We start from the raw sequence: 20112 nt of genomic DNA, 5'->3' as shown, positions 1-20112 counted from the left end.
ACGACTTCAACCAAGCCACACACGATTGCCTCCATACATCGTCTCATTCGGACAATGTATTACCTCATTATGCATAACAAACTTTACGATTACACTTTAACCCAAAATCAGTAAAATTGTTTATGCCATATTATTGTAACACCTTATTTCAAAAATCACAAAATAAGGTGTTGGTTTTGTATACACTTTTTATGTAAATCTTTAGTGTAAAGTAAGGTCACTTCCCTATTTTGATGACTGTATGAAAATTATTTTTTCTCTAAAACCTTGATAGACTTGACAAATGGTAGAAAAAAACACCCAGAAAAATCTAGGTGTTCAACTGTCTATGATGCTATCGAAGCAAGAGCTTTCTCATACTCTGCCCTTAGCTGATTTTTGAATTTCTCAATCGCAAGTTGAGGCGTGCTTGATTCTGCTGTTGCACAAATATCTGGGACTTCTTGACTTAATAAATAGGTTACTTGAAGTTGCTCAGCAGCCATCTCATCATAGTCATCTACCAGAGTATCTTCCAAAAACTACTTAATCTTCACATGACCTCTTGAAACATTTAACCAGCCCTCTCTTTCATTCTTTCTACGAACAATTCCTAAGAGCTTTTCATGTCTAAGACCTAATCGTCTAATCTCCCGTTTTTAGGTTTATTATCCGTGTTACTCTGCTTAGATTTGTAATACTTTACCCAAGCCTTACTCCCCCAAGTCGCTAAAACTGTCACCCCTAAAATGATTAAAATCTCAACTACTAGTACCCAGTCCATCTCAATCCTCCTTGACTATTTATTATATTTTACCATATTTAGCAATAATTTGCAAAGCCATCACCATACTGCGAGATCTCATGTGTCTAGTGGGAGTCAGATGATTGTCTTAAATAGCTGAGGTTTTGTGATAGGCAATCGTCCTCTTCTCATATCAGGAATTCTCCTTTTTTCTTATTTTGCTCTCACATCTAATGCAAGGCCATAGAAAATTAAACAACAAACTCCTCAAGATGCTCAAAATTTGCTATAATAGAGGGTAAACGAAAAATAAGGATTTTGTATGACTATTGAAGATTTGAAACAACGTCAGGAGAAGATTCGGAACTTCTCCATCATTGCCCACATTGACCATGGGAAGTCAACACTGGCTGACCGGATTTTAGAGAAGACCGAGACGGTTTCCAGCCGTGAGATGCAGGCCCAGCTCCTTGACAGCATGGACTTGGAGCGTGAGCGGGGGATCACCATCAAGCTCAACGCTGTCCAGCTCAACTACACTGCTAAAGATGGCGAGACTTACACCTTTCATTTGATTGATACACCAGGGCACGTGGACTTTACCTATGAAGTCTCTCGTTCCTTGGCAGCCTGTGAGGGGGCGATTTTGGTCGTGGATGCGGCACAGGGAATCGAAGCCCAGACTCTTGCTAATGTCTACTTGGCCTTGGACAATGATCTGGAAATCCTGCCCATTATCAACAAGATTGATCTGCCTGCGGCGGATCCTGAGCGGGTGCGTGGGGAGATCGAAGATGTCATCGGTCTGGACGCTTCTGAAGCTGTCTTGGCTTCTGCCAAGGCGGGTATCGGTATCGAGGAAATCTTAGAGCAAATCGTTGAAAAAGTTCCAGCGCCGACTGGCGATGTGACCGCACCGCTACAAGCTTTGATTTTTGACTCCGTCTATGACCCTTATCGTGGGGTTATCCTGCAGGTTCGGGTGGTCAATGGTATGGTCAAGCCGGGCGACACCATCCAACTCATGAGCAATGGCAAGACCTTTGATGTGACTGAAGTCGGTATCTTCACCCCTAAAGCGGTCGGTCGTGAGGTCCTGGCGACTGGTGATGTTGGCTACATCGCAGCTTCTATCAAGACCGTGGCGGACACTCGGGTCGGTGATACTATCACCTTGGAGGACAATCCAGCTGACGCCCCGCTTGAGGGTTACAAGCAGATGAACCCCATGGTTTTTGCGGGTATCTACCCTATCGAGTCCAACAAGTACAACGACTTGCGTGAAGCTCTGGAGAAACTCCAGCTCAATGATGCCAGTCTGCAATTTGAACCAGAAACCTCTCAAGCTCTGGGATTTGGTTTCCGCTGTGGCTTCTTGGGGCTGCTGCACATGGACGTTATCCAAGAGCGATTGGAGCGGGAATTTAACATTGATCTCATCATGACCGCACCGTCGGTGGTCTACCATGTCAACACGACAGACGGTGAGATGATTGAAGTGGCAAACCCATCTGAATTTCCAGACCCGACCCGTGTCCAATCCATCGAAGAGCCCTATGTCAAGGCCCAAATCATGGTGCCTCAGGAATATGTCGGAGCTGTCATGGAATTGGCGCAGCGCAAGCGCGGTGACTTTGTCACCATGGACTACATTGACGATAACCGTGTCAATGTCATCTATCAGATTCCGCTGGCAGAGATTGTCTTTGACTTCTTTGACAAGCTCAAATCGTCAACCCGTGGTTATGCCAGCTTTGACTATGAGATTTCCGAGTACCGAACCTCTAAACTGGTCAAGATGGATATTCTTCTCAATGGCGACAAGGTCGATGCCCTCAGCTTTATCGTCCACAAGGAATTTGCCTACGAACGTGGAAAAATCATCGTGGAAAAGCTCAAGAAAATCATCCCACGCCAGCAGTTTGAAGTGCCAATTCAAGCGGCCATCGGTCAGAAAATCGTGGCTCGTAGCGACATCAAGGCTCTGCGTAAGAATGTCCTTGCCAAGTGTTATGGCGGTGACGTGTCCCGTAAACGCAAGCTCCTTGAAAAACAAAAGGCCGGTAAGAAGCGCATGAAAGCGATTGGCTCGGTCGAAGTCCCACAAGAAGCCTTCCTCAGCGTCCTGTCTATGGATGAGGAAAACAAATAAGATTTGTTTTCCCTAGTTGCCTAAAAACTGGAGAGTGACTCGAAGAACTCGTCGTAATCTCTAATACATCGCCCCTCAAGTCAGCCGTGCCTTTGCCCTCACAGAAAAACAATAGCAATAACAGGAGGATACCCCATGGGAGAACGCTTAAACAGACTAGTTTTGCAAACAACCGAGAACCCACAAGCTATCTTTGACCGCCTAGTGACGGAGGTAAACGCTGAGCTGGTGGAAGTTGTCAAACATGACCTTGGAAGTCAACAGGTCGTGCTCGCCGTCTTTGAAAAGTTCTATTTTCGAGTCGAGAGTTATGTGAGTGTTACCTTACACCTGACATCCTCTGCGGGCTGGGTTGTGGCAGATGTTATTGGCTCAGGTGGCGGAGGCGGTTTTCTCAACATCTCTTGGGGAGCCAATAGTGATTTTGCTTCATTGTTCACAGATGCTTTGAGAGAGCAAGGCTTTGAGTGGTTGAATACAGAAAAATAGAAAAGGAGGTTAGGGCAATAGTCCTAGCCTCCTAATTTATCAGGCGTTATCCAACTGCTGGACACAATTTAATGAGTTCGATTGACTATTATCTCCTCCCATCTCCATTATTTAGAAAAATATCGAAATATCGCTAGACAACCATTTGTAAAAGTGCTATACTTTATTTAGAAATATTTCTAAATAAAAATCAGGAGGTCATGATGGGCTTATCAGAAACACTTAAAGCACTCGCAGCGCCTATTCGTCGACAGATACTGGACAGCTTAAAAGCGGGACCAAAGTCTGCTGGTGAGATTGGTGAGCTCTTTGATGTGACGGGGGCAACCGTCTCTCATCATTTAACAGTCTTAAAAAAAGCAGGGCTGATTTTAGAAGAGCGGGAAAAAACATATATCTACTACCGCCTCAACGTGACAGTTTTTGAGGAAGTCTTGGTGTGGATTGCAGGATTTGGAGGAGAAGAACATGAGAACCATGATGAAGAAAATTGATTGGACATTTGTTGCTATTGGGTTAGGGTTGTGCTTGCTGCCCTTGGTCTTGGGGCAGGTCTTTTGGGCGGATTTACCAGATAAATTCGCCACACATGTCTCTTTGGATGGGCAGGTCAATGGTGTGACTGACAAGAGCTGGATGTTGGTGGGGCAACCTGTCCTCTTAGCTAGCATCTATCTGGCACTGTCTCTCATTTTGGATGGTCTTGGTATTGGAGCGTGGCCTGTCATGAGGGCGTTTAAGTTGGGAAGTGCCCTGCTCATCACCATCTTGCAGACAGCTCTGCTATTTTTCAACCTTGGCTGGGACATAGACATGAGAAAGGTGGCTATCCTCATCGTCGCCATCGGCTGGCTCTTAGTAGGCAACTATGGTACCAAAGAAGGAGGGCATCAGCAGAAAAAGCTAGAACAAACAGCAGTGTCCCTTGTCCTCCGCAAACAAACCTCTTATGTCTTTGTCGGAGCGGGTCTAGTCTTGCTACTCAGTCTGCTCTTTCCCATTCAACTCTCTCTTGTGCTCTTATTTTTACTGACCTTTGGGGGAATTTGTTGGTCAATTTATGCTAGCTACCTTAGTCATCGCCCATAAGAAGCCGAAATAGCTACCGAATATCGAAAAATCAACTGGCATCACAACTATCACACTAAAACTGTTTTTCTTTCGGGTATTGAAGAAAATAAGATGTTTTTCACAAATTTTCGAGAAAAAAATACCAGAATATGCTATACTAGAGAGGTAAAAAATATTTAAGGAGTTTATCCAAAATGGCTAAATTAACTGTTAAAGATGTCGAGCTTAAGGGCAAAAAAGTCCTCGTTCGTGTGGACTTCAACGTGCCTTTGAAAGATGGCGTGATTACCAACGACAACCGTATCACTGCTGCTCTTCCAACTATCAAGTATATCCTTGAGCAAGGCGGACGTGCCATCCTCTTCTCTCACCTTGGTCGTGTCAAAGAAGAAGCGGACAAAGAAGGCAAATCATTGGCACCAGTTGCTAAGGCACTTGGTGAAAAACTGGGGCAAGAGGTTATCTTCCCAGGCGCTACTCGCGGTGAAGCCTTGGAAGCGGCTATCAACGCTTTAGAAGATGGTCAAGTGCTCTTGGTTGAAAACACTCGTTTTGAAGATGTGGACGGCAAGAAAGAGTCTAAAAATGACCCTGAACTTGGTCAATACTGGGCATCCCTTGGCGATGGCATCTTTGTAAACGATGCTTTCGGTACAGCTCACCGTGCGCATGCTTCAAACGTTGGTATCTCTGCTAACGTTGAAAAGGCTGTTGCTGGCTTCCTCTTGGAAAACGAAATTGCCTACATCCAAGAAGCGGTTGAAAGCCCAGTTCGTCCATTTGTCGCAATCCTTGGTGGTTCAAAAGTATCTGACAAGATCGGTGTCATCGAAAACTTGCTGGAAAAAGCAGACAAGGTCCTTATCGGTGGCGGTATGACCTACACCTTCTACAAGGCACAAGGCATCGAAATCGGTAATTCATTGGTTGAAGAAGACAAACTTGAGGTAGCCAAGTCTCTCCTTGAAAAAGCAAACGGCAAACTCATCTTGCCAGTTGATTCAAAAGAAGCGAACGCTTTTGCAGGTTACGACACTGTTCGTGATACAGAAGGCGAAGCTGTTTCTGAAGGTTTCCTTGGACTTGACATCGGTCCTAAGTCTATTGCGAAGTTTGAAGCTGAGCTTGAAGGTGCGAAAACAGTCGTTTGGAACGGTCCTATGGGTGTCTTTGAAAACCCTGACTTCCAAGCAGGTACCATCGGTGTCATGGACGCTATCGTGAAGCAACCAGAAGTGAAATCAATCATCGGTGGTGGTGACTCAGCAGCAGCTGCCATCAACCTTGGTCGTGCAGATAAGTTCTCATGGATTTCAACAGGTGGCGGTGCATCAATGGAGCTTTTGGAAGGTAAAGTTCTTCCAGGTTTGTCAGCATTAACTGAAAAATAAGATTTAGTTCGTTTATCTCGACAAAATCCTGATTTTGTCGAAAAAAGAGCAACATCGAAATGTTAACGAAAGGGTGGTTTAACCACCCTTTTGAGTTAGTGAAAATAGTTGCGACGCGGTCGTGGTGCATCAATGGAACTCTTGGAAGGTACAGTTCTTCCAGGTTTGTCAGCATTAACTGAAAAATAATTTTGTGATGAAGAGAGTGGGACAAAAATCGGTCATTCGTCAGAATTCGATGAGTCGTTAGCCCACCTCCGCATAGCTCAAACAGTCAGGGAAGTGACTGTTTGAGGTTGGAAATTTGGGAAAGACATTTCCCTCATTAGAGCTGTAAAAACTGATAAAATCAACGAATTAGATCCCACTCGACCATTGGCCTTGCTTGAAAATTAAAAATCACTTGAGAGGTTAGGACTTTTGTCCCAACCTCTTTGAATAGCCATAGCTGTTCTCCGAAATGACATGAGGTCATCAAGTCTCAGGCAAGTAATCGGTAAATACAAAAAAGGCGCTGGTATAGCGTCTTTTTCTGTGAAAAATCTAGGAAATTTGTATCCAGGAAGCAAATCTAAAGGCTCTAGTCAAAAAAGTTGAAAAACTGACGGTTATAAGTGACAATATTTTTTATTTTGATTGCCATTAATTCTCATTATTGGTCAAACTAATGGTATCTTCTTGAGAAATTATTGTATTATCTAGAAACATAATATCGATTTCATCTTCTTCTGTATCTAAGAACAGCTGAATTTCTGCATTCAAGCTTAAAATTTTACCAATAAGAATTCGTCATCTCTTAAGTTCCTCCAATTCTGAGTATGGAACTCTCAACACAGGCAAACCACTTACTAAATTCTGCCGTATTTCACTAATAGATTTTTGTGTATATAATCTTATCAGTTTAATCAAAGCAACCTCGTTTTCTAACGGTAAAACTTTCAATAATACTACATGCATATCCAGTTATATCAACTTTCTATCAAGATTTTATTTGTCCCAGATTAGAACCCAAACTTCGTCAGAAAACTATCTCACCCTACCCAAAGTTGATTCAGCACATTTGACAGGACAGGGAAGTTAATCAGTAGCGAAATCAGCGGATTGCTCGTTAACAGTCTCTGAACTTGGTCAAACGGTACCGTAGCAAACAGACGAAGAGCCATTGACCAAAACACCACAGTCATAAAAACAGATAACGCACCGCTAATCACATTAAATCGAGTTGTATCTAACTTCCAAAGCGGAAAAAAATGGAGAAAAACGGTTAGTAAGCGTAGGACAAAATAGCTGGCTAGTGTCAACGCTAAAAAAGCAGTACCTGCGTAAAACACCTTGTCCATTTCAAAGATGCTGACCTGTGGAAAATAGGTTAGCACTTTTTCTTCGACAGCCTGTGTATAGGGAACCCAAAAAGTTAAGAGCCCTGCTAGAGGCTTGTAATACGTCTTCGCAACAAGTATTGATATTACCAGAGCTATTAAGAGGTAGGTCTGCTTGACCAGACCTCTGCTATAACCGAGGTAAAACTGCCAAGCCAAGGCTATTATCATCAGTAAAGTTATCATTGGCTATCCTCAAATAAGCTAGTTTGATTAGTGGATTGTTCAGAAGCATAGCGTAAACGATCCAATTCAGCAGCCAACTCAGCCATCTCTTTCTCCCGACCCAACTGGACAGACAGGGTGTTGATGGCTAATAGCAGAGCAAGCGTCTCGTCATCTGCTTTTGGCAGTTTTGACTTGATGGCATCATATTTTTCCCTCGCAAGACGCTCTACCTCTTCCATATAAAGATTATCTTTATCAGTGGTTAAGGTTAGGGTTTTCTGCCCAAAAGTGAATTTGTATCGGTTTTTGGTCATCTCTTTCTCCTAGCTTAATTTGTCTAAAATCCCAGTCATATCTGTTCGCAGTTGGTCAAAAGTAACCTGCATCTCCTGGCGACTTTGGTTATTCTTGATCGTAACAACCTCTGTGTCAACCTCTGTGTCTCCGAGGGTCAAAATCAACTTAGCACCAAGGCTGTCCGCTGACTTAAACTGAGCCTTGAGCTTGCGGTCAAGGACATCTCGCTCGGCTGAGTAGCCTTGCTTGCGAATGGCCTGTACCAGCTCCAAAGCTTTGCTATTGGCCGCAGGCCCTAAAACCGCGACATAAACATCCAGGCGAGGCGTCCTATCAGGCAGCAGGTTTTGCTTGTCCAGGATCATCAGCAGACGCTCTACACCAAGACCAAAGCCAAAGGCTGGCGTGGCAGGACCACCGAAATACTCGACCAAGCCATCGTAACGACCACCCGCACAGACAGTCAACTCATTGCCCTCCAGCGGGGTGATAAATTCAAAAATGGTATGGTTGTAGTAATCAAGCCCCCGTACCATCTTGGTATCAATGACATAGGGGATGCCAAGTGCTTCTAGCATTTCCCGAACGGCTTCAAAGTGAGCCTGGCTCTCCTCGTCCAGATAGTCCAGGATAGATGGTGCTTTTTCCACAGCCAACTTGTCCTCTTTTTCCTTGCTGTCTAGTACCCGCAGAGGATTTTCTGCCAAACGGCGCTGACTGTCCTTGGACAGCTGGTCTTTGAGGGGGGTTAGGTAGTCAATCAGGGCTTGGCGATAGGCTGCCCGACTAGCTGGTGTCCCCAGTGTATTCAGATGTAAGGTGACATTGGCAATCCCCAGTTTGGCAAAAAGATGATAGGCCATAGCGATGGTTTCTACATCGGTAGCAGGATTGCTAGAACCAAAGGCCTCTACCCCAATCTGGTGGAACTGGCGAAGTCGTCCTGCCTGCGGTCGCTCATAGCGAAACATGGGACCCATGTAATAGAGTTTGACGGGCTTTTGCACCTCTGGGGCAAAGAGCTTGTTTTCTACATACGAGCGGACAACAGGAGCTGTCCCTTCTGGGCGAAGCGTGATATGACGATCACCTTTATCATAGAAATCATACATTTCCTTGGTCACGATGTCGGTCGTATCCCCAACGGAGCGACTGATAACCTCGTAATGCTCAAACATGGGTGTGCGGATTTCAGCGTAATTGTACTGGGCAAAAAGCTCTCGTACCAAACCTTCCACATACTGCCATCGAGCACTTTCCTTAGGTAAAATGTCTTGGGTTCCTTTTGGTTTTTGAAGTAACATATTTCATTCCTTTGCTATTCTGTTCCTTCTATTGTACCATAAATGATGTGTATTTTTCTAAAAATTAAAGCTCTTTACAAGTTAAGTTTATGATTATTGTTATATGTTGTTATAAAACCAAAAATAAGAGCCATTGTCTATTAAAGAATTTGATTAAAAGGTGACAAATAGTGACTAAAAGTTGACCAAAAAACAAAAGAAACGCTGATAAATCAACGTTTCTCTCCATTAAGCTATACCGGCGGCCGGGGTCGAACCGGCACGTCCGTGAGGACACTGGATTTTGAGTTTGGCACTCGAAGTTTTAATAGGATGAAAACCGATAAAATCGGCATTATAAGTAACTACTTCTATCAAAAAAATGGTAGATTTTTTTTTTTTAGTAACTTTTTAGGATTTACTTTTCTTCAATATCTAAGTATCAATATTATTCTTAATTTGATTTTTTTTATGTCCATGTTATAATAATACCAAGAAAAAAATTGGGTAGGAGAACTTAATGAACTATTTTCAAGCTAGAATATCTATAGAAACAGCATATTATTTTAATTATTTGAAAAAGATTTATCAAGATGAAACCTCTGACTATATAACTCAAGCATTTGTCATCGCTAAAGCAATCGATGAAATATCTGGTATAAATAGTTGGGAAAAAATAATTTCTGATAATTCTATAAAAATCGAAAATACCAATTTTGAAGAAAAAGATTTACGACTTAGAATACAGATTACACCTCAACTTGAAGAAACGATAAAGTACTATAAATCATATCTTCCTCAATTTATTGGAACAAGAAGTATTACGTTGGGTGTTACGTTAAAATTTATACTTAAAGCTGTAATACTATTAAGAAAAAATCCTGACTTTTTGAATTCTACTTCTCAGAATATTGAAGAGATTTTTGAAATATATGAACAAAAAATTTTAGATTACATCGCTCCCGCAAATCACAGTCAGTTCATTCAGTTATTTACGGAACTAAAAACTGAATCAATAAGAAGATAGTGTCCAAATATTTTTTTGGACATTTTTTTGTTGACAAATCTTTTTAACTTTGTTATAACTAATATGTCCTATTTTTGTAAAGGACAAAAAATAAAAAGGAGACTGCTATGAATACTACTGACCAAGAAGCTTTAGATTACTTCTATGAAGAATTGGATAGTTATTATGATGAGGACGAACAAGGAGAAATATTTGACGGAGTAGACGACTAGCAGGAGGAATTCCTCCTCTTGCTAATTTTTTGGAGGACAGTTTTATGACACAACTTACAGTTTCTACTTGGAATATCAATCAGCGTTCAGGACTTGGCAGACAAGTTCCTGAAATGGTTGTAACCGAACTAAGACAATTGGATGCAGATATTATTTGTCTAACAGAGTATGTCAAGACAGAGACCCATAATTTATTCTGTGCTAGATTGCAAGATATTGGCTATGAGATTTTTGAGGATGACCGTTCTTTTGAATTTGGAAACGAAATCTTAATAGCTATCAAAAGTTCCTTAATTTTTGATGGCAAATTCATTACTATAAATAATGATGATAGCAACCCTAACTTTTTGCGAGTTACAGTAAATATATCTGGTAAGGAGTTAAATATTATCGGTACTCGTATAAAAACTGGTGGAAAAGATATCGTTGAAGACTTTAAAGAACGCAAAATACAATTAGATAATCTAATTTCAAATTTGCCTGCAAGTCATGAAAATACTATTATTCTAGGTGACTTTAATAATGGCTTCTTCAAACAGAATGATGATGTTCATTCTTACCAGGGAAAAGCTAGGGAATTTTACTCTTATCCATTACTTGTCAAGGAAATGAGCCAATTAGGTTTAACTGCATATACTCCATCAGATGTAAACTCTTGGAAGTATTGTAAATTAGACCATATTTTTGCTAATGTTCCTATATCACATGAAACTTATTCCTGGAAATTCATAAAAAATCCTGATTATAAAAGCCAAGTAGGCTACCCAGACCATGCGATTTTATCAGCAACTGTTTCTTTATAATTCTCCATGAGGTGCTGATTATGATTAAAATAAAGAAAGTCGCTGACTTAAAAAGAAATTATATTATTTCAACTAGCAAATTAAAGATAGCTCATTGGTCAATATTAGGCTTCTCTACATGCATTATGCTTACTATTATTGCAAATATTAGAGCCCCTGCCTTTCTTCAACTTCTATTCGTTTTGCCAAGTGGTTTTGTTATATATAAAATCCACCTTAAATTAAAACATTTCAGATATAACCTGGATTTTTATTTAATAATTAGAGAAAGTTTATTGTATGTGCTATATACTAACCGACTTTATACTGCTCAAAAAGATAGTACAGGGCATGAAAAAATTATTAGAAGTGCAACCTTAGAATATGAGCTAGATAGGCAAAAGGGTCACGTACTTATCAAAGCTCTGATTACAGGCGATGAATTTAGCAAAAAAGTACAGTCACTTGATGATGTCCTTGCTGGAGTTCTCGAACTTGAATTAGACGAGAAAATTATCCGTCCTAGTTTTGTAGAGTACCACTTTTACTACAAAAAACCAGAAAGATTAATTCTACAATCTCACAGCAAAAAACAAATGATTAACAACCATAATATTGATTTAGGATACGGAATAATCTATGACCCTGTAAAATGCCCTCACATTTTGGTTTCAGGAGGTACAGGAAGTGGAAAGTCAGTTTTTATTACTTTCTTGATTTTAGAACTTCTCAAGCGACAATCAACTGTCTACATAGCAGACCCAAAAAACTCTGACCTGGGTAGCTTGTCACATTACTTTGGAGAAAAATATGTAGCAACCACTCCTAATAATATCGCTCGTATTGTCCGTTTAGTAGTCGAAGAAATGCAGGAACGATATCAATATATGCGTGATAACTTTCTATACGGCTCAAACTTTGCAGACCATGGCTTTAAACCTCTATGGCTGATTTTTGATGAAATGGGGGCATTTCAAGCATCAGGGACAGATAAAAAATCAAGAGAAATTATTGCCGAAGTTATGGACGGAATTAAACAAATTATTTTACTCGGAAGGCAATCAGGTATATTTATCCTTGTAGCAGCCCAACAAATGAGAGCCGAAACCTTAAATACTGACCTTAGAGATAACTTGGGATTGAGAATCGCTCTTGGTGCCAATTCTAATGAAGGTTATAGAATGGTCTTTGGCTCTGCTACTCCTGACAATTTGAAACCTATTGAAGTAAAGGGAGCTGGCTATCTTTATATGCAGGGGTCAGGCAGGGAAAACGCTCAATACTGGGAAAGCCCCTACTTAGATACTAAACAATTTAATTTTATAAGTGAACTACAATTATATTTAAAGGAAACCAACTAATTGCAATCGATATTTTTACTGAAATTCGTAAGATTTTCAGTAGAAATATCGGTTCCTCATCGCTCAGCGATGATAAGAAAGGAAACTATTATGAAACTAAATGATTTTTTGAAACCTGAGCTCCTTGGTAATCGCTTCTTTGCCGTAAAAGGATATACTGAAGTCTTAGACAGAGAAACCAATAAACCAATAGCTCTACGCCTCAACGTATCAATTCAAGATGAAACCTCAGATTTCTTTATGGAAATGATTCAAGTCAAAGTCAACACTTTAACCCCTACTGCTTCTATTCAAGAAATGGCAAATAACAAGACTTGTCCTGTTGCACTTAAAGATTTGAACGTTGGACAATTCAACGGCAATCTTTGGTTTGCTTGCTCTGATGTCTTACCTGTAACAAAATAGTTATGTTAAAATATAACAAAAACATATAAAGGAGTCTTTCAATGCAAGTTTTTACTTATAACGATTTTCTAAAAGACAAAGGAATCATAACTTTTGAACAGGCTGAAAAAATTTATGAGGATTTAATCAGCTCGGTAAATGTCCATGATTCAGAATTCCTTGAATACTGGCAAAGACTAATTGAGTTATGTGCTCAATATGCCGAAGCACGTGGGAAGTTCTTAACAATCCCACTCAGTGAAAGAGACTATGCTAATAAATCAAGGACGCGGATTCATGATTCAATTATTATTCAACTCAAAATTATTAAACGATACGCTGAAAAAATTGGAAATGATACCTCTTGGTTTGATAAGTTTCATGACGATAGAAAACGAATGGGGGATTTTGCTAATTACTTAAATTATGTCTACGCAGTAAATGCAAGATAGGAGAAACCAATGATTGAAGATGTCAACTCCTATTCTCATCCTCCTGGAAAATATTCCGATTTAGAATTACAAGCGATAAAAGATTTATTAGAAGTAATGATATTTTTTATTGATGATACTCCTCATACTAATAACAAACGAATTTGGTTTGAGCCACTCAAATATTGGGAAAATACAAATTATATAAGGTTCTCACACAAAATCGACTTTCATTCTTTACATCGTATCGCTGAAGAAGATTTAAGTTGGGAAGGTGGATATAAGTTCAAACCTCAACAAATTGAGGATATATTAAAGTGGATGCAAACTCAAGAATGGATAAGAAATGAGTAAGAAGTCATTTCAGTAGGAGATTTTATATCTAAAATTTTTGCCATATCCAATATTCATGGACACTATGATGAATTTATTGAAAGCCTGCCAAAAGTGGATTTATTTAATATAACAATCGATATATTTTAACTTTAGATTATTATAGATGGCAGTTCACATTCATTATTTGCTAATTACTTATATTATGATTATGCAGTAAATGCAAGATAGGAGCTCAAATGAAAACATTACTAGTCGGAGATTTACATCTGAAATCTCAACTAATTTTGCCAATAGTTGACAATGTTATCAAGGATAATAATGTCAAAAGAGTTATTTTCCTCGGAGATTATGTTGATTTTCCTGGTCAAACAAATAATATAAATCTCTATGCACGTGACCTCACATTTTTATTTAGTTGGAAAAAGAATATGGAAGCCAATGGTTTGGAGGTTATCAATATCATCGGTAACCACGACGCAGACTATCTTATTGATTTCGTAAGCCAGTATTCTGTCGAAAATATAGAAGTGTTTTTTGCTGTTAAAGAACAATTAAAGGAACTAGGATTACAAGTAGCATATCAATTGAACGATTTTCTTATCAGTCACGCAGGATATACCACTCTTTTCAACCCTGAACCTTGGCACTTTGAAAAAATCACCTCAAGACAGCTTCACAAACTAGAAGAATTGGCTGATAGCATTGGAACAAAACGAGGAGGACTATTTGAAACTGGTTCTCCTCTGTGGGCAGATTTAAGCGAACTAAAAGAAAAAACAAACTTGAAACATCCCAAACAGATTGTAGGTCATACTCCCCAAAAAAATATTGATGCTTCTAATAATATTATTGGAATTGATACATTTTCATTATACCTTAATAACCATCATGAATATCAAGTTATCGGAAATGGTGATTTGATTATCCATGATGACAAGCACAATGAATTAACAGTCATCTCGACAAATTGGGGAAATTTAGAAACATACGAAACATTAAAAAAGTTAATTCAATAGGAATTTTTTATGTCTAAAATTTATGCCATGTCCGATATTCACGGACATTATGATGAATTTATTGAAAGCCTGTCAAAAGTGGATTTATCTGATACGGACAATCGACTTATATTGCTTGGCGATTATATAGATGGCGGTTCACAATCTTTTCAAGTTATCTCAAAAATCATTGAACTAGAAAAGAAGTTTCCTGACCAGGTTATCACTTTATTAGGAAATCATGAAGAATATTTTTCTGAGTGGCTCTTTGAGGAAGACGGAGATTCTAAATACACTTCCTATGATACTATAATTAGTTTCATTGGTCAGAATAAGCGAAAAAATATCGTTGATACAGTTGTATCAGATTTTTCTATATCTGATGAAGAATACCTAGTTCAAATTAACAAGAAAATAAGAGACTGTGTTACTTCTGAATATCCTGCAATTGTAGATTGGTTTAGAAATAAATATTTTAATTCAGAACGTTTTTATGAGACTGATAATCAAATATTTGTCCATGCTGGAGTTGATGAAGAGTTCGGAGAAAATTGGAAATCGTATTCTAATCCTGATATTTTTACTAACAAATTTCCAGCAAGTATCGGATATTTTTATAAGGATATTATTTCAGGACATATTGCTTCTTCAGAGGTCGCAAATGACCCAAGCTATCTTGGGAAAATCTACTATGACCAAAAAAGTCATTATTTTATTGATGGTTTTGTAAGTCAAAGCAAAACTATACCTGTTTTGGCATTTGATATTACTACCACGAAATATTACTTTCTATGACTTCTAATCATGTACCTAGGCAAAACTGCCGACTGGAGGTCGGCAAGCTGGAAGCGTGTTTAGCAGAGCGGTGCTTAGGATCACATGATAGAAGTAGGGAGGAGCTTTGCTCCTCCTAGTTTATTTATTATATAAACAATCTTTTGGCGACAAGCCAACCTAAAAGGAACTATTTTTTATGGCCTCATATAATAAAAAAATAGTCCGCACTTCTTCCTATATTGAAATTTGGGAATATGAAAAGCCAATATTTTCAAAAGGAAAATCAATTTTAGATACTAATACTGAAAACAAGGAAAAATCAAAACGCAGAACATTTGAAGAACTAACACCCGAAGAACAAGAACAACGTCTTGAACGTATGAAAAAAACTCGCTTAGAAGCAAAGTGGAACTTACTCCGTCTAGTTGATTGTAATTTTGATGATACAACTTCTTTTCTTACATTGACCACTAAAGAAAATATCAGCGACAGAAACCACTTCAAAGACTTACTAAAAACTTTTATTAAACGCTTTAACTATCATATTTTTAATACCAAGAAAAGTAAATTAAAATATTTAGCAGTATTAGAAAAGCAAAAACGTGGAGCATGGCATGCTCATATTCTGCTATTCAGCGTCCCTTATATTCCACATAAGCAATTATTAGAACTTTGGGGACATGGGGCAGTACGGATAAATAAAGTTGATGTTGATAGCAAAGAAAATCGCGGTCGATATGTTACTAAATATTTTGAAAAAGGTATCGGCCAAGAGCTATTAGAAAACTTCGGTAAACAAGCTTATTTATCATCACGCAACTTGAAAAAGCCTGATGAAGATAAATTTTACACTTACGAAGATTTTAACTATGATAGTTCGGTCGTCCTATATGAAACGGAATACACGAGTAAGGTCTATAAAGACGGTCAGTATTTCGATAATCATGTAAAGTATAAGAAAATAAAACTAGATGAATAAAGGAGTAAGTCACATGATAGCAACTGTAACTAAGAATGACTTAGTTGCCCTCGGTTTCTCCGAGGGAACATCTAAACGTATTATCCGCCAAGGAAAAGAACTACTGATAACACGAGGTTTTACAGTCTATCAGAACAAGCGAATTGGCACAATCCCTGCTACCATAGCTACCGAACTACTTGGTTTTGATGTTCAGAACAGTGCCCTTCCCAAGGAGTAAGATATGGCAATTAGAAAAGGAAAAGACGGTAATTGGATAGTTGATATTAGCAACGGTTTTGACCCGATAACACTAAAGCAACGTAGACTTGTTAGAAAGGGCTATAAGACAAAAAAAGAAGCCACTGAAGCAGAACACTACCTACGAAGTGTAGAGCTAAAAGAACGCTTCTATGGGGCTAAAATAACTGTTCCTATGCTATATGAACTACTGAAGGAAGAAGATAGTATCAATCATCGAAAAGCAAGCTATATCAACACACAGGATAATAATTACAACAAACACATTAAAGATTATTTTTCTATGGTCGATAATGTTGGAAAATTGACCTACGAAGACATTTACCAGTTTAGAGAACATCTTAGGCAAAAAGTAGCCCAAAATTCTGATAAATCGTTAAGTAATAATACTGTCAACAAAATCATGATTTTACTTAAAAAGATTTTTGATGTCGGTTTGCGAAAAGGATATTACACTACAAACCCAGTAAAGCTACTAAAAAAATTACCAATTGAAAAGACCAAAATGCAGTTTTGGACAGTCAAAGAATTTCAGCAATTTCTAACACTATTTGAACAAGAAGAATATAATATAAAATTACTCTTTACTGTTCTATTCTTCACAGGGTTAAGACTTGGGGAAGCTCTTGCACTAACATGGAAAGACATCGACTTTTCAAGCAATACAATTCATATCACAAAATCTGTCTATGTCAATAAAGGGATTAGCCATATCAGCACAACAAAGACTAAAGCAGGAACTAGGAGGATTATTATCAATAAAAAATTAAGCCAAGAACTACAACATTGGCAACAGCAACAAAAACATCTGTTAGGGCAATTTACTAGCGATAGTTTGGCACTTCAAGTATTTCAAAGTAACCCCCTCACAATTACAAAAAATGCTATTGAAAAGCAATACAAGAAAATCCTTGAGCGTGATAACACACTTAAAAAGATACGCATACACGACTTTAGGCACTCACACGCTTCCTTGCTGATAAACCAAGGGGAAGATTATCTAGTTGTAAAAGAAAGGCTAGGACATGCTTCTATAACGACAACAATAGATACTTACTCCCACTTGTACCCAAGCAAACAAAAAGCATTGGCTGATAAACTTGATGACCTGCTATAAAAACTTGGTATACTAGCTAAAAGAAACATCAACAAAATCTAAATAAGACGAAAGGTATAAACAGTGAAACATAATTTCGAAATTAAAATTCTAATAAAAGAAAACCTTGACGAAGACGATAAAGCTTATATTCAGAAAGTAATCAACAAGTTGAAAAAACGTTACGGCATAATACAGGAAGGAAACATATATTATAGAAATGAGGTAGAGACATTTGATGATTACCCTTATAGCGTGAGTTTTGCTTTAAGACTTTCAAGATATACTAGGTATTTTGAAACATTTCAATTTAATAATATTGCAATTGGTGAATATAATCGTATGGAATTCGAGCCCAAAGTATGGAAAGAAAGTCATAATGCAGAGGTTGTAATATTTCTAAAACAAGACTTATCTGAAGAAGAAGAGAAATACATCTTAAATGAAATTGAGAAATATAAAAAAGAATTTGGAATTATACAAGACGGAAATTTATTTTACAGAAATGAACGAAAATTACTAGATGACTTCCATATCGTACATAAATTCGGTTTTATGATGAGTAAATATAAGAAATATTTTGAAGTCTTATATTTAAATAGTATGGCAGAAGGTATCTACAATCATGAGCTTTAAAAACAACAAAGTGTACGTATTATATTCTGTTAGACAAACAAAAAGAGGCTAAGACTCTTTAGTTCTAACCTCCTTAAATTTCTTAACTAAAATGTGATGCCAATGGATTAGTTACACTAACAAAGAAAGTGGTTTCTTTGTTAGTAAAATCGATACAGTAAAAATATAAACAGTCATCTTCAACTGAAACTTTAATTAAATAAGGTAATACCCCATAGAATTGAATTATGTTATTTAAATATGTTAGCATGAGGAAGAACAAAATGTCGTCAATTTCTTCAGTAGTAACTTCTATTCTATTATTATTTAACAAGTATTCAAACCATGATTCGAAATTGAAATTTCCTTTATCATCTTCAAAATCTTCAATTTTCAGTGAAATATTTACATTTATCTTAGATAGTGCATTATCTAAAGTTAAACTATCAATCGAGTTAAATTCTAGATTTTGAATTTTACCATTACTGATAAGAATCTCAGCTCTTCTTTTAAATGTCGCATACCTATAACTCGAACCGCCTGTCAATGACTTTAGATATTCATTAATAGTTTTATTACCTAAAATAGAGTAGGTTGTGTTGAAAAAATCATTTTTCGAAAGCGGTAACTTGAAATGTTCTACCTCAAAATCATATTCTGGCTTCCAGTCATTAACAACAGCGTCACAAATTTCCTTAGCATTTATTGTTAGCATAGCACACCTATCTTTTTAACGTCCTTTTGATTTTTTGGGCATTTTATTTACGCCCACCCATATGATACTATTAATTTTCCTCCATGTCAAGCCTAAATTAGAAATTTTTAGTAACTCCCGCTATATAAGATAATAGAAAAATCAAAAAAGACAAGGCTTAGAAACCTTGTCTTTTCAACCACATTAAGCTATACCGGCGGCCGGGGTCGAACCGGCACGTCCGTGAGGACACTGGATTTTGAGTCCAGCGCGTCTGCCAATTCCGCCACGCCGGCTTAATGATGAACTGGGGTAGCTGGATTCGAACCAACGAGTGACGGAGTCAAAGTCCGTTGCCTTACCGCTTGGCTATACCCCAATAAGAAATAGGCGAGTGAGGGGAATCGAACCCCCGAATGCCAGAGCCACAATCTGGTGCGTTAACCACTTCGCCACACCCGCCATAGGTGCTTACACGGGCAGTAGGAATTGAACCCACACTGAAGGTTTTGGAGACCTTAGTTCTACCTTTAAACTATGCCCGTAAAAGGATGGAGAGAGAGGGATTCGAACCCCCGAACCCGAAGGAGCGGATTTACAGTCCGCCGCGTTTAGCCTCTTCGCTATCTCTCCGAGATATTTAATTGTAATGGCGCGAGACGGAATCGAACCGCCGACACATGGAGCTTCAATCCATTGCTCTACCAACTGAGCTACCGAGCCTTATTGCGGGAGCAGGATTTGAACCTACGACCTTCGGGTTATGAGCCCGACGAGCTACCGAGCTGCTCCATCCCGCGTTAATAATAATTTTCAAATAATAGCTGAGCAATACACTCAACTATCATCTTAAGGAGGATGTGGGATTCGAACCCACGCACGCTTTTACACGCCTGACGGTTTTCAAGACCGTTCCCTTCAGCCGGACTTGGGTAATCCTCCAAAACACTCCGTACGGGATTCGAACCCGTGTTACCGCCGTGAAAAGGCGGTGTCTTAACCCCTTGACCAACGGAGCATATCTCTCACTCACTGAGTGAATGGGCACGAGTGGACTCGAACCACCGACCTCACGCTTATCAGGCGTGCGCTCTAACCACCTGAGCTACGCGCCCATCATCTTCTTTTAGAAGAATGCCGGCTACATGACTTGAACACGCGACCCTCTGATTACAAATCAGATGCTCTACCAACTGAGCTAAGCCGGCCTATTGCCTAATGCGGGTTAA

General features: G+C 38.7%; 23 protein-coding genes and 11 tRNA genes. 17 read left to right on the top strand and 17 right to left on the bottom strand.

The genetic code is table 11. From position 1 onward, the window contains the following. Window positions 1–326: 326 nt before the first annotated feature. Both A3GW_RS10925 and A3GW_RS11870 read right to left on the bottom strand, forming a co-directional pair. Entirely contained in the window at window positions 327–518 is a 192-nt protein-coding gene (locus tag A3GW_RS10925) for a hypothetical protein (protein WP_018368503.1), read from the bottom strand. A gap of 98 nt (window positions 519–616) precedes the next feature. After that, window positions 617–763 (bottom strand): hypothetical protein, encoded by a 147-nt coding sequence (locus tag A3GW_RS11870; RefSeq protein WP_018368502.1) that lies wholly within the window; start codon window positions 761–763, stop codon window positions 617–619. Window positions 764–1046: 283 nt separating this feature from the next. Here A3GW_RS11870 and lepA point away from each other — a divergent pair, with 283 nt between their 5' ends. The 5 genes from lepA (at window position 1047) to A3GW_RS0106580 (ending at window position 5827) form a co-directional block, all read left to right on the top strand. Then, window positions 1047–2876: a translation elongation factor 4 gene (lepA, locus tag A3GW_RS0106600; protein WP_018368501.1), complete on the top strand. Its 1830-nt coding sequence runs from the start codon at window positions 1047–1049 to the stop codon at window positions 2874–2876. Between the two features lie 135 nt (window positions 2877–3011). Then, on the top strand, window positions 3012–3365 hold the full coding sequence (locus A3GW_RS11240; RefSeq protein ID WP_018368500.1) for a DUF6054 family protein: 354 nt from the start codon (window positions 3012–3014) through the stop codon (window positions 3363–3365). Window positions 3366–3568: 203 nt separating this feature from the next. Beyond that, window positions 3569–3859 (top strand): autorepressor SdpR family transcription factor, encoded by a 291-nt coding sequence (locus A3GW_RS0106590; protein WP_018368499.1) that lies wholly within the window; start codon window positions 3569–3571, stop codon window positions 3857–3859. Further along, window positions 3834–4454 carry a DUF1648 domain-containing protein gene (locus A3GW_RS0106585; RefSeq protein WP_018368498.1) on the top strand — a complete coding sequence of 207 codons (621 nt, stop codon included), beginning with the start codon at window positions 3834–3836 and terminating at the stop codon, window positions 4452–4454. Before A3GW_RS0106590 ends, A3GW_RS0106585 begins: the two co-directional genes overlap by 26 nt. Before the next feature lie 176 nt (window positions 4455–4630). Next, a complete protein-coding gene (locus A3GW_RS0106580; RefSeq protein WP_018368497.1) occupies window positions 4631–5827 on the top strand; it encodes a phosphoglycerate kinase in 1197 nt (398 codons plus the stop codon). Between the two features lie 1031 nt (window positions 5828–6858). Here A3GW_RS0106580 and A3GW_RS0106575 read toward each other — a convergent pair. From A3GW_RS0106575 to hisS, 3 genes are read right to left on the bottom strand one after another with little or no spacing between them, the layout of a single operon-like run. Then, complete coding sequence (locus tag A3GW_RS0106575) at window positions 6859–7392, bottom strand: CvpA family protein (protein WP_018368496.1); 534 nt, start codon at window positions 7390–7392, stop codon at window positions 6859–6861. Further along, window positions 7389–7688 (bottom strand): cell division protein ZapA, encoded by a 300-nt coding sequence (gene zapA / locus A3GW_RS0106570; RefSeq protein ID WP_018368495.1) that lies wholly within the window; start codon window positions 7686–7688, stop codon window positions 7389–7391. The genes A3GW_RS0106575 and zapA overlap by 4 nt, the downstream gene beginning before the upstream one ends. A 9-nt stretch (window positions 7689–7697) precedes the next feature. Beyond that, window positions 7698–8975 carry a histidine--tRNA ligase gene (gene hisS / locus A3GW_RS0106565; RefSeq protein ID WP_018368494.1) on the bottom strand — a complete coding sequence of 426 codons (1278 nt, stop codon included), beginning with the start codon at window positions 8973–8975 and terminating at the stop codon, window positions 7698–7700. 499 nt (window positions 8976–9474) lie between these two features. On the opposite strand from hisS, the gene A3GW_RS0106560 reads away from it, so the two are divergent. From A3GW_RS0106560 to A3GW_RS0106500, 12 genes are all read left to right on the top strand, one after another. After that, a complete protein-coding gene (locus A3GW_RS0106560; protein ID WP_004195552.1) occupies window positions 9475–9981 on the top strand; it encodes a hypothetical protein in 507 nt (168 codons plus the stop codon). A gap of 256 nt (window positions 9982–10237) precedes the next feature. Next, the gene (locus A3GW_RS0106550; protein ID WP_018368492.1) at window positions 10238–10996 is read left to right on the top strand and encodes an endonuclease/exonuclease/phosphatase family protein; all 759 of its coding nucleotides are present in this window, start codon (window positions 10238–10240) and stop codon (window positions 10994–10996) included. A gap of 20 nt (window positions 10997–11016) precedes the next feature. Then, window positions 11017–12336, top strand: coding sequence for an FtsK/SpoIIIE domain-containing protein (locus tag A3GW_RS0106545; RefSeq protein WP_018368491.1), 1320 nt, complete (start codon window positions 11017–11019; stop codon window positions 12334–12336). A gap of 90 nt (window positions 12337–12426) precedes the next feature. Continuing rightward, window positions 12427–12741 (top strand): hypothetical protein, encoded by a 315-nt coding sequence (locus A3GW_RS0106540; protein ID WP_018368490.1) that lies wholly within the window; start codon window positions 12427–12429, stop codon window positions 12739–12741. Window positions 12742–12782: 41 nt separating this feature from the next. Further along, a complete protein-coding gene (locus A3GW_RS0106535; protein ID WP_018368489.1) occupies window positions 12783–13172 on the top strand; it encodes a hypothetical protein in 390 nt (129 codons plus the stop codon). A 9-nt stretch (window positions 13173–13181) separates the two neighbouring features. Continuing rightward, a complete protein-coding gene (locus A3GW_RS0106530; RefSeq protein ID WP_018368488.1) occupies window positions 13182–13505 on the top strand; it encodes a hypothetical protein in 324 nt (107 codons plus the stop codon). A 218-nt stretch (window positions 13506–13723) separates the two neighbouring features. Next, window positions 13724–14503, top strand: a complete 780-nt coding sequence (locus A3GW_RS0106525) for a metallophosphoesterase family protein (RefSeq protein ID WP_018368487.1) — start codon at window positions 13724–13726, stop codon at window positions 14501–14503. 9 nt (window positions 14504–14512) lie between these two features. Next, complete coding sequence (locus A3GW_RS0106520; RefSeq protein ID WP_018368486.1) at window positions 14513–15277, top strand: metallophosphoesterase; 765 nt, start codon at window positions 14513–14515, stop codon at window positions 15275–15277. 178 nt (window positions 15278–15455) lie between these two features. After that, window positions 15456–16238, top strand: a complete 783-nt coding sequence (locus A3GW_RS0106515; RefSeq protein ID WP_018368485.1) for a rolling circle replication-associated protein — start codon at window positions 15456–15458, stop codon at window positions 16236–16238. Between the two features lie 13 nt (window positions 16239–16251). Further along, complete coding sequence (locus tag A3GW_RS0106510) at window positions 16252–16458, top strand: DUF3173 domain-containing protein (RefSeq protein ID WP_018368484.1); 207 nt, start codon at window positions 16252–16254, stop codon at window positions 16456–16458. A gap of 3 nt (window positions 16459–16461) precedes the next feature. Further along, window positions 16462–17595: a tyrosine-type recombinase/integrase gene (locus A3GW_RS0106505; RefSeq protein WP_018368483.1), complete on the top strand. Its 1134-nt coding sequence runs from the start codon at window positions 16462–16464 to the stop codon at window positions 17593–17595. A 63-nt stretch (window positions 17596–17658) separates the two neighbouring features. Continuing rightward, on the top strand, window positions 17659–18210 hold the full coding sequence (locus tag A3GW_RS0106500; protein WP_018368482.1) for a hypothetical protein: 552 nt from the start codon (window positions 17659–17661) through the stop codon (window positions 18208–18210). Between the two features lie 82 nt (window positions 18211–18292). On the opposite strand, the gene A3GW_RS0106495 is transcribed toward A3GW_RS0106500, so the two are convergent. The 12 genes from A3GW_RS0106495 to A3GW_RS0106440 form a co-directional block, all read right to left on the bottom strand. Continuing rightward, window positions 18293–18904: a hypothetical protein gene (locus A3GW_RS0106495; RefSeq protein WP_018368481.1), complete on the bottom strand. Its 612-nt coding sequence runs from the start codon at window positions 18902–18904 to the stop codon at window positions 18293–18295. A 191-nt stretch (window positions 18905–19095) separates the two neighbouring features. After that, window positions 19096–19179, bottom strand: a tRNA-Leu gene (locus A3GW_RS0106490). 11 nt (window positions 19180–19190) lie between these two features. Then, window positions 19191–19262: transfer RNA gene (locus tag A3GW_RS0106485), tRNA-Gln, on the bottom strand. Between the two features lie 10 nt (window positions 19263–19272). Then, window positions 19273–19345, bottom strand: a tRNA-His gene (locus tag A3GW_RS0106480). A 12-nt stretch (window positions 19346–19357) separates the two neighbouring features. Next, window positions 19358–19428: transfer RNA gene (locus tag A3GW_RS0106475), tRNA-Trp, on the bottom strand. Window positions 19429–19435: 7 nt separating this feature from the next. Continuing rightward, window positions 19436–19516 (bottom strand) — tRNA-Tyr (locus A3GW_RS0106470). 17 nt (window positions 19517–19533) lie between these two features. Further along, window positions 19534–19606: transfer RNA gene (locus A3GW_RS0106465), tRNA-Phe, on the bottom strand. A 3-nt stretch (window positions 19607–19609) separates the two neighbouring features. Next, window positions 19610–19683 (bottom strand) — tRNA-Met (locus tag A3GW_RS0106460). A gap of 52 nt (window positions 19684–19735) precedes the next feature. After that, window positions 19736–19825, bottom strand: a tRNA-Ser gene (locus A3GW_RS0106455). 4 nt (window positions 19826–19829) lie between these two features. Next, a tRNA-Glu gene (locus tag A3GW_RS0106450) sits at window positions 19830–19901 on the bottom strand. 23 nt (window positions 19902–19924) lie between these two features. Beyond that, window positions 19925–19998, bottom strand: a tRNA-Ile gene (locus A3GW_RS0106445). Window positions 19999–20018: 20 nt separating this feature from the next. Next, window positions 20019–20091 (bottom strand) — tRNA-Thr (locus tag A3GW_RS0106440). Window positions 20092–20112 lie beyond the last annotated feature (21 nt).

This window comes from Streptococcus entericus DSM 14446 (assembly GCF_000380025.1).
GTDB lineage: Bacteria > Bacillota > Bacilli > Lactobacillales > Streptococcaceae > Streptococcus > Streptococcus entericus.
This window is presented reverse-complemented; position numbering and strand designations above follow the sequence as displayed.

Bases quoted from the DNA above. Each gene is read 5' to 3' on its own strand.
- A3GW_RS0106495 (WP_018368481.1), bottom strand. From the start codon at position 18,904: ATGCTAACAATAAATGCTAAGGAAATTTGTGACGCTGTTGTTAATGAC.
- A3GW_RS0106550 (WP_018368492.1), top strand. From the start codon at position 10,238: ATGACACAACTTACAGTTTCTACTTGGAATATCAATCAGCGTTCAGGA.
- A3GW_RS0106545 (WP_018368491.1), top strand. From the start codon at position 11,017: ATGATTAAAATAAAGAAAGTCGCTGACTTAAAAAGAAATTATATTATT.
- hisS (WP_018368494.1), bottom strand. From the start codon at position 8,975: ATGTTACTTCAAAAACCAAAAGGAACCCAAGACATTTTACCTAAGGAA.
- A3GW_RS0106530 (WP_018368488.1), top strand. From the start codon at position 13,182: ATGATTGAAGATGTCAACTCCTATTCTCATCCTCCTGGAAAATATTCC.
- A3GW_RS0106525 (WP_018368487.1), top strand. From the start codon at position 13,724: ATGAAAACATTACTAGTCGGAGATTTACATCTGAAATCTCAACTAATT.
- A3GW_RS0106510 (WP_018368484.1), top strand. From the start codon at position 16,252: ATGATAGCAACTGTAACTAAGAATGACTTAGTTGCCCTCGGTTTCTCC.
- lepA (WP_018368501.1), top strand. From the start codon at position 1,047: ATGACTATTGAAGATTTGAAACAACGTCAGGAGAAGATTCGGAACTTC.
- A3GW_RS0106575 (WP_018368496.1), bottom strand. From the start codon at position 7,392: ATGATAACTTTACTGATGATAATAGCCTTGGCTTGGCAGTTTTACCTC.
- A3GW_RS0106540 (WP_018368490.1), top strand. From the start codon at position 12,427: ATGAAACTAAATGATTTTTTGAAACCTGAGCTCCTTGGTAATCGCTTC.
- A3GW_RS0106560 (WP_004195552.1), top strand. From the start codon at position 9,475: ATGAACTATTTTCAAGCTAGAATATCTATAGAAACAGCATATTATTTT.
- A3GW_RS11870 (WP_018368502.1), bottom strand. From the start codon at position 763: ATGGACTGGGTACTAGTAGTTGAGATTTTAATCATTTTAGGGGTGACA.
- zapA (WP_018368495.1), bottom strand. From the start codon at position 7,688: ATGACCAAAAACCGATACAAATTCACTTTTGGGCAGAAAACCCTAACC.
- A3GW_RS0106505 (WP_018368483.1), top strand. From the start codon at position 16,462: ATGGCAATTAGAAAAGGAAAAGACGGTAATTGGATAGTTGATATTAGC.
- A3GW_RS0106535 (WP_018368489.1), top strand. From the start codon at position 12,783: ATGCAAGTTTTTACTTATAACGATTTTCTAAAAGACAAAGGAATCATA.
- A3GW_RS0106515 (WP_018368485.1), top strand. From the start codon at position 15,456: ATGGCCTCATATAATAAAAAAATAGTCCGCACTTCTTCCTATATTGAA.
- A3GW_RS0106585 (WP_018368498.1), top strand. From the start codon at position 3,834: ATGAGAACCATGATGAAGAAAATTGATTGGACATTTGTTGCTATTGGG.
- A3GW_RS0106590 (WP_018368499.1), top strand. From the start codon at position 3,569: ATGGGCTTATCAGAAACACTTAAAGCACTCGCAGCGCCTATTCGTCGA.
- A3GW_RS11240 (WP_018368500.1), top strand. From the start codon at position 3,012: ATGGGAGAACGCTTAAACAGACTAGTTTTGCAAACAACCGAGAACCCA.
- A3GW_RS0106520 (WP_018368486.1), top strand. From the start codon at position 14,513: ATGTCTAAAATTTATGCCATGTCCGATATTCACGGACATTATGATGAA.
- A3GW_RS0106580 (WP_018368497.1), top strand. From the start codon at position 4,631: ATGGCTAAATTAACTGTTAAAGATGTCGAGCTTAAGGGCAAAAAAGTC.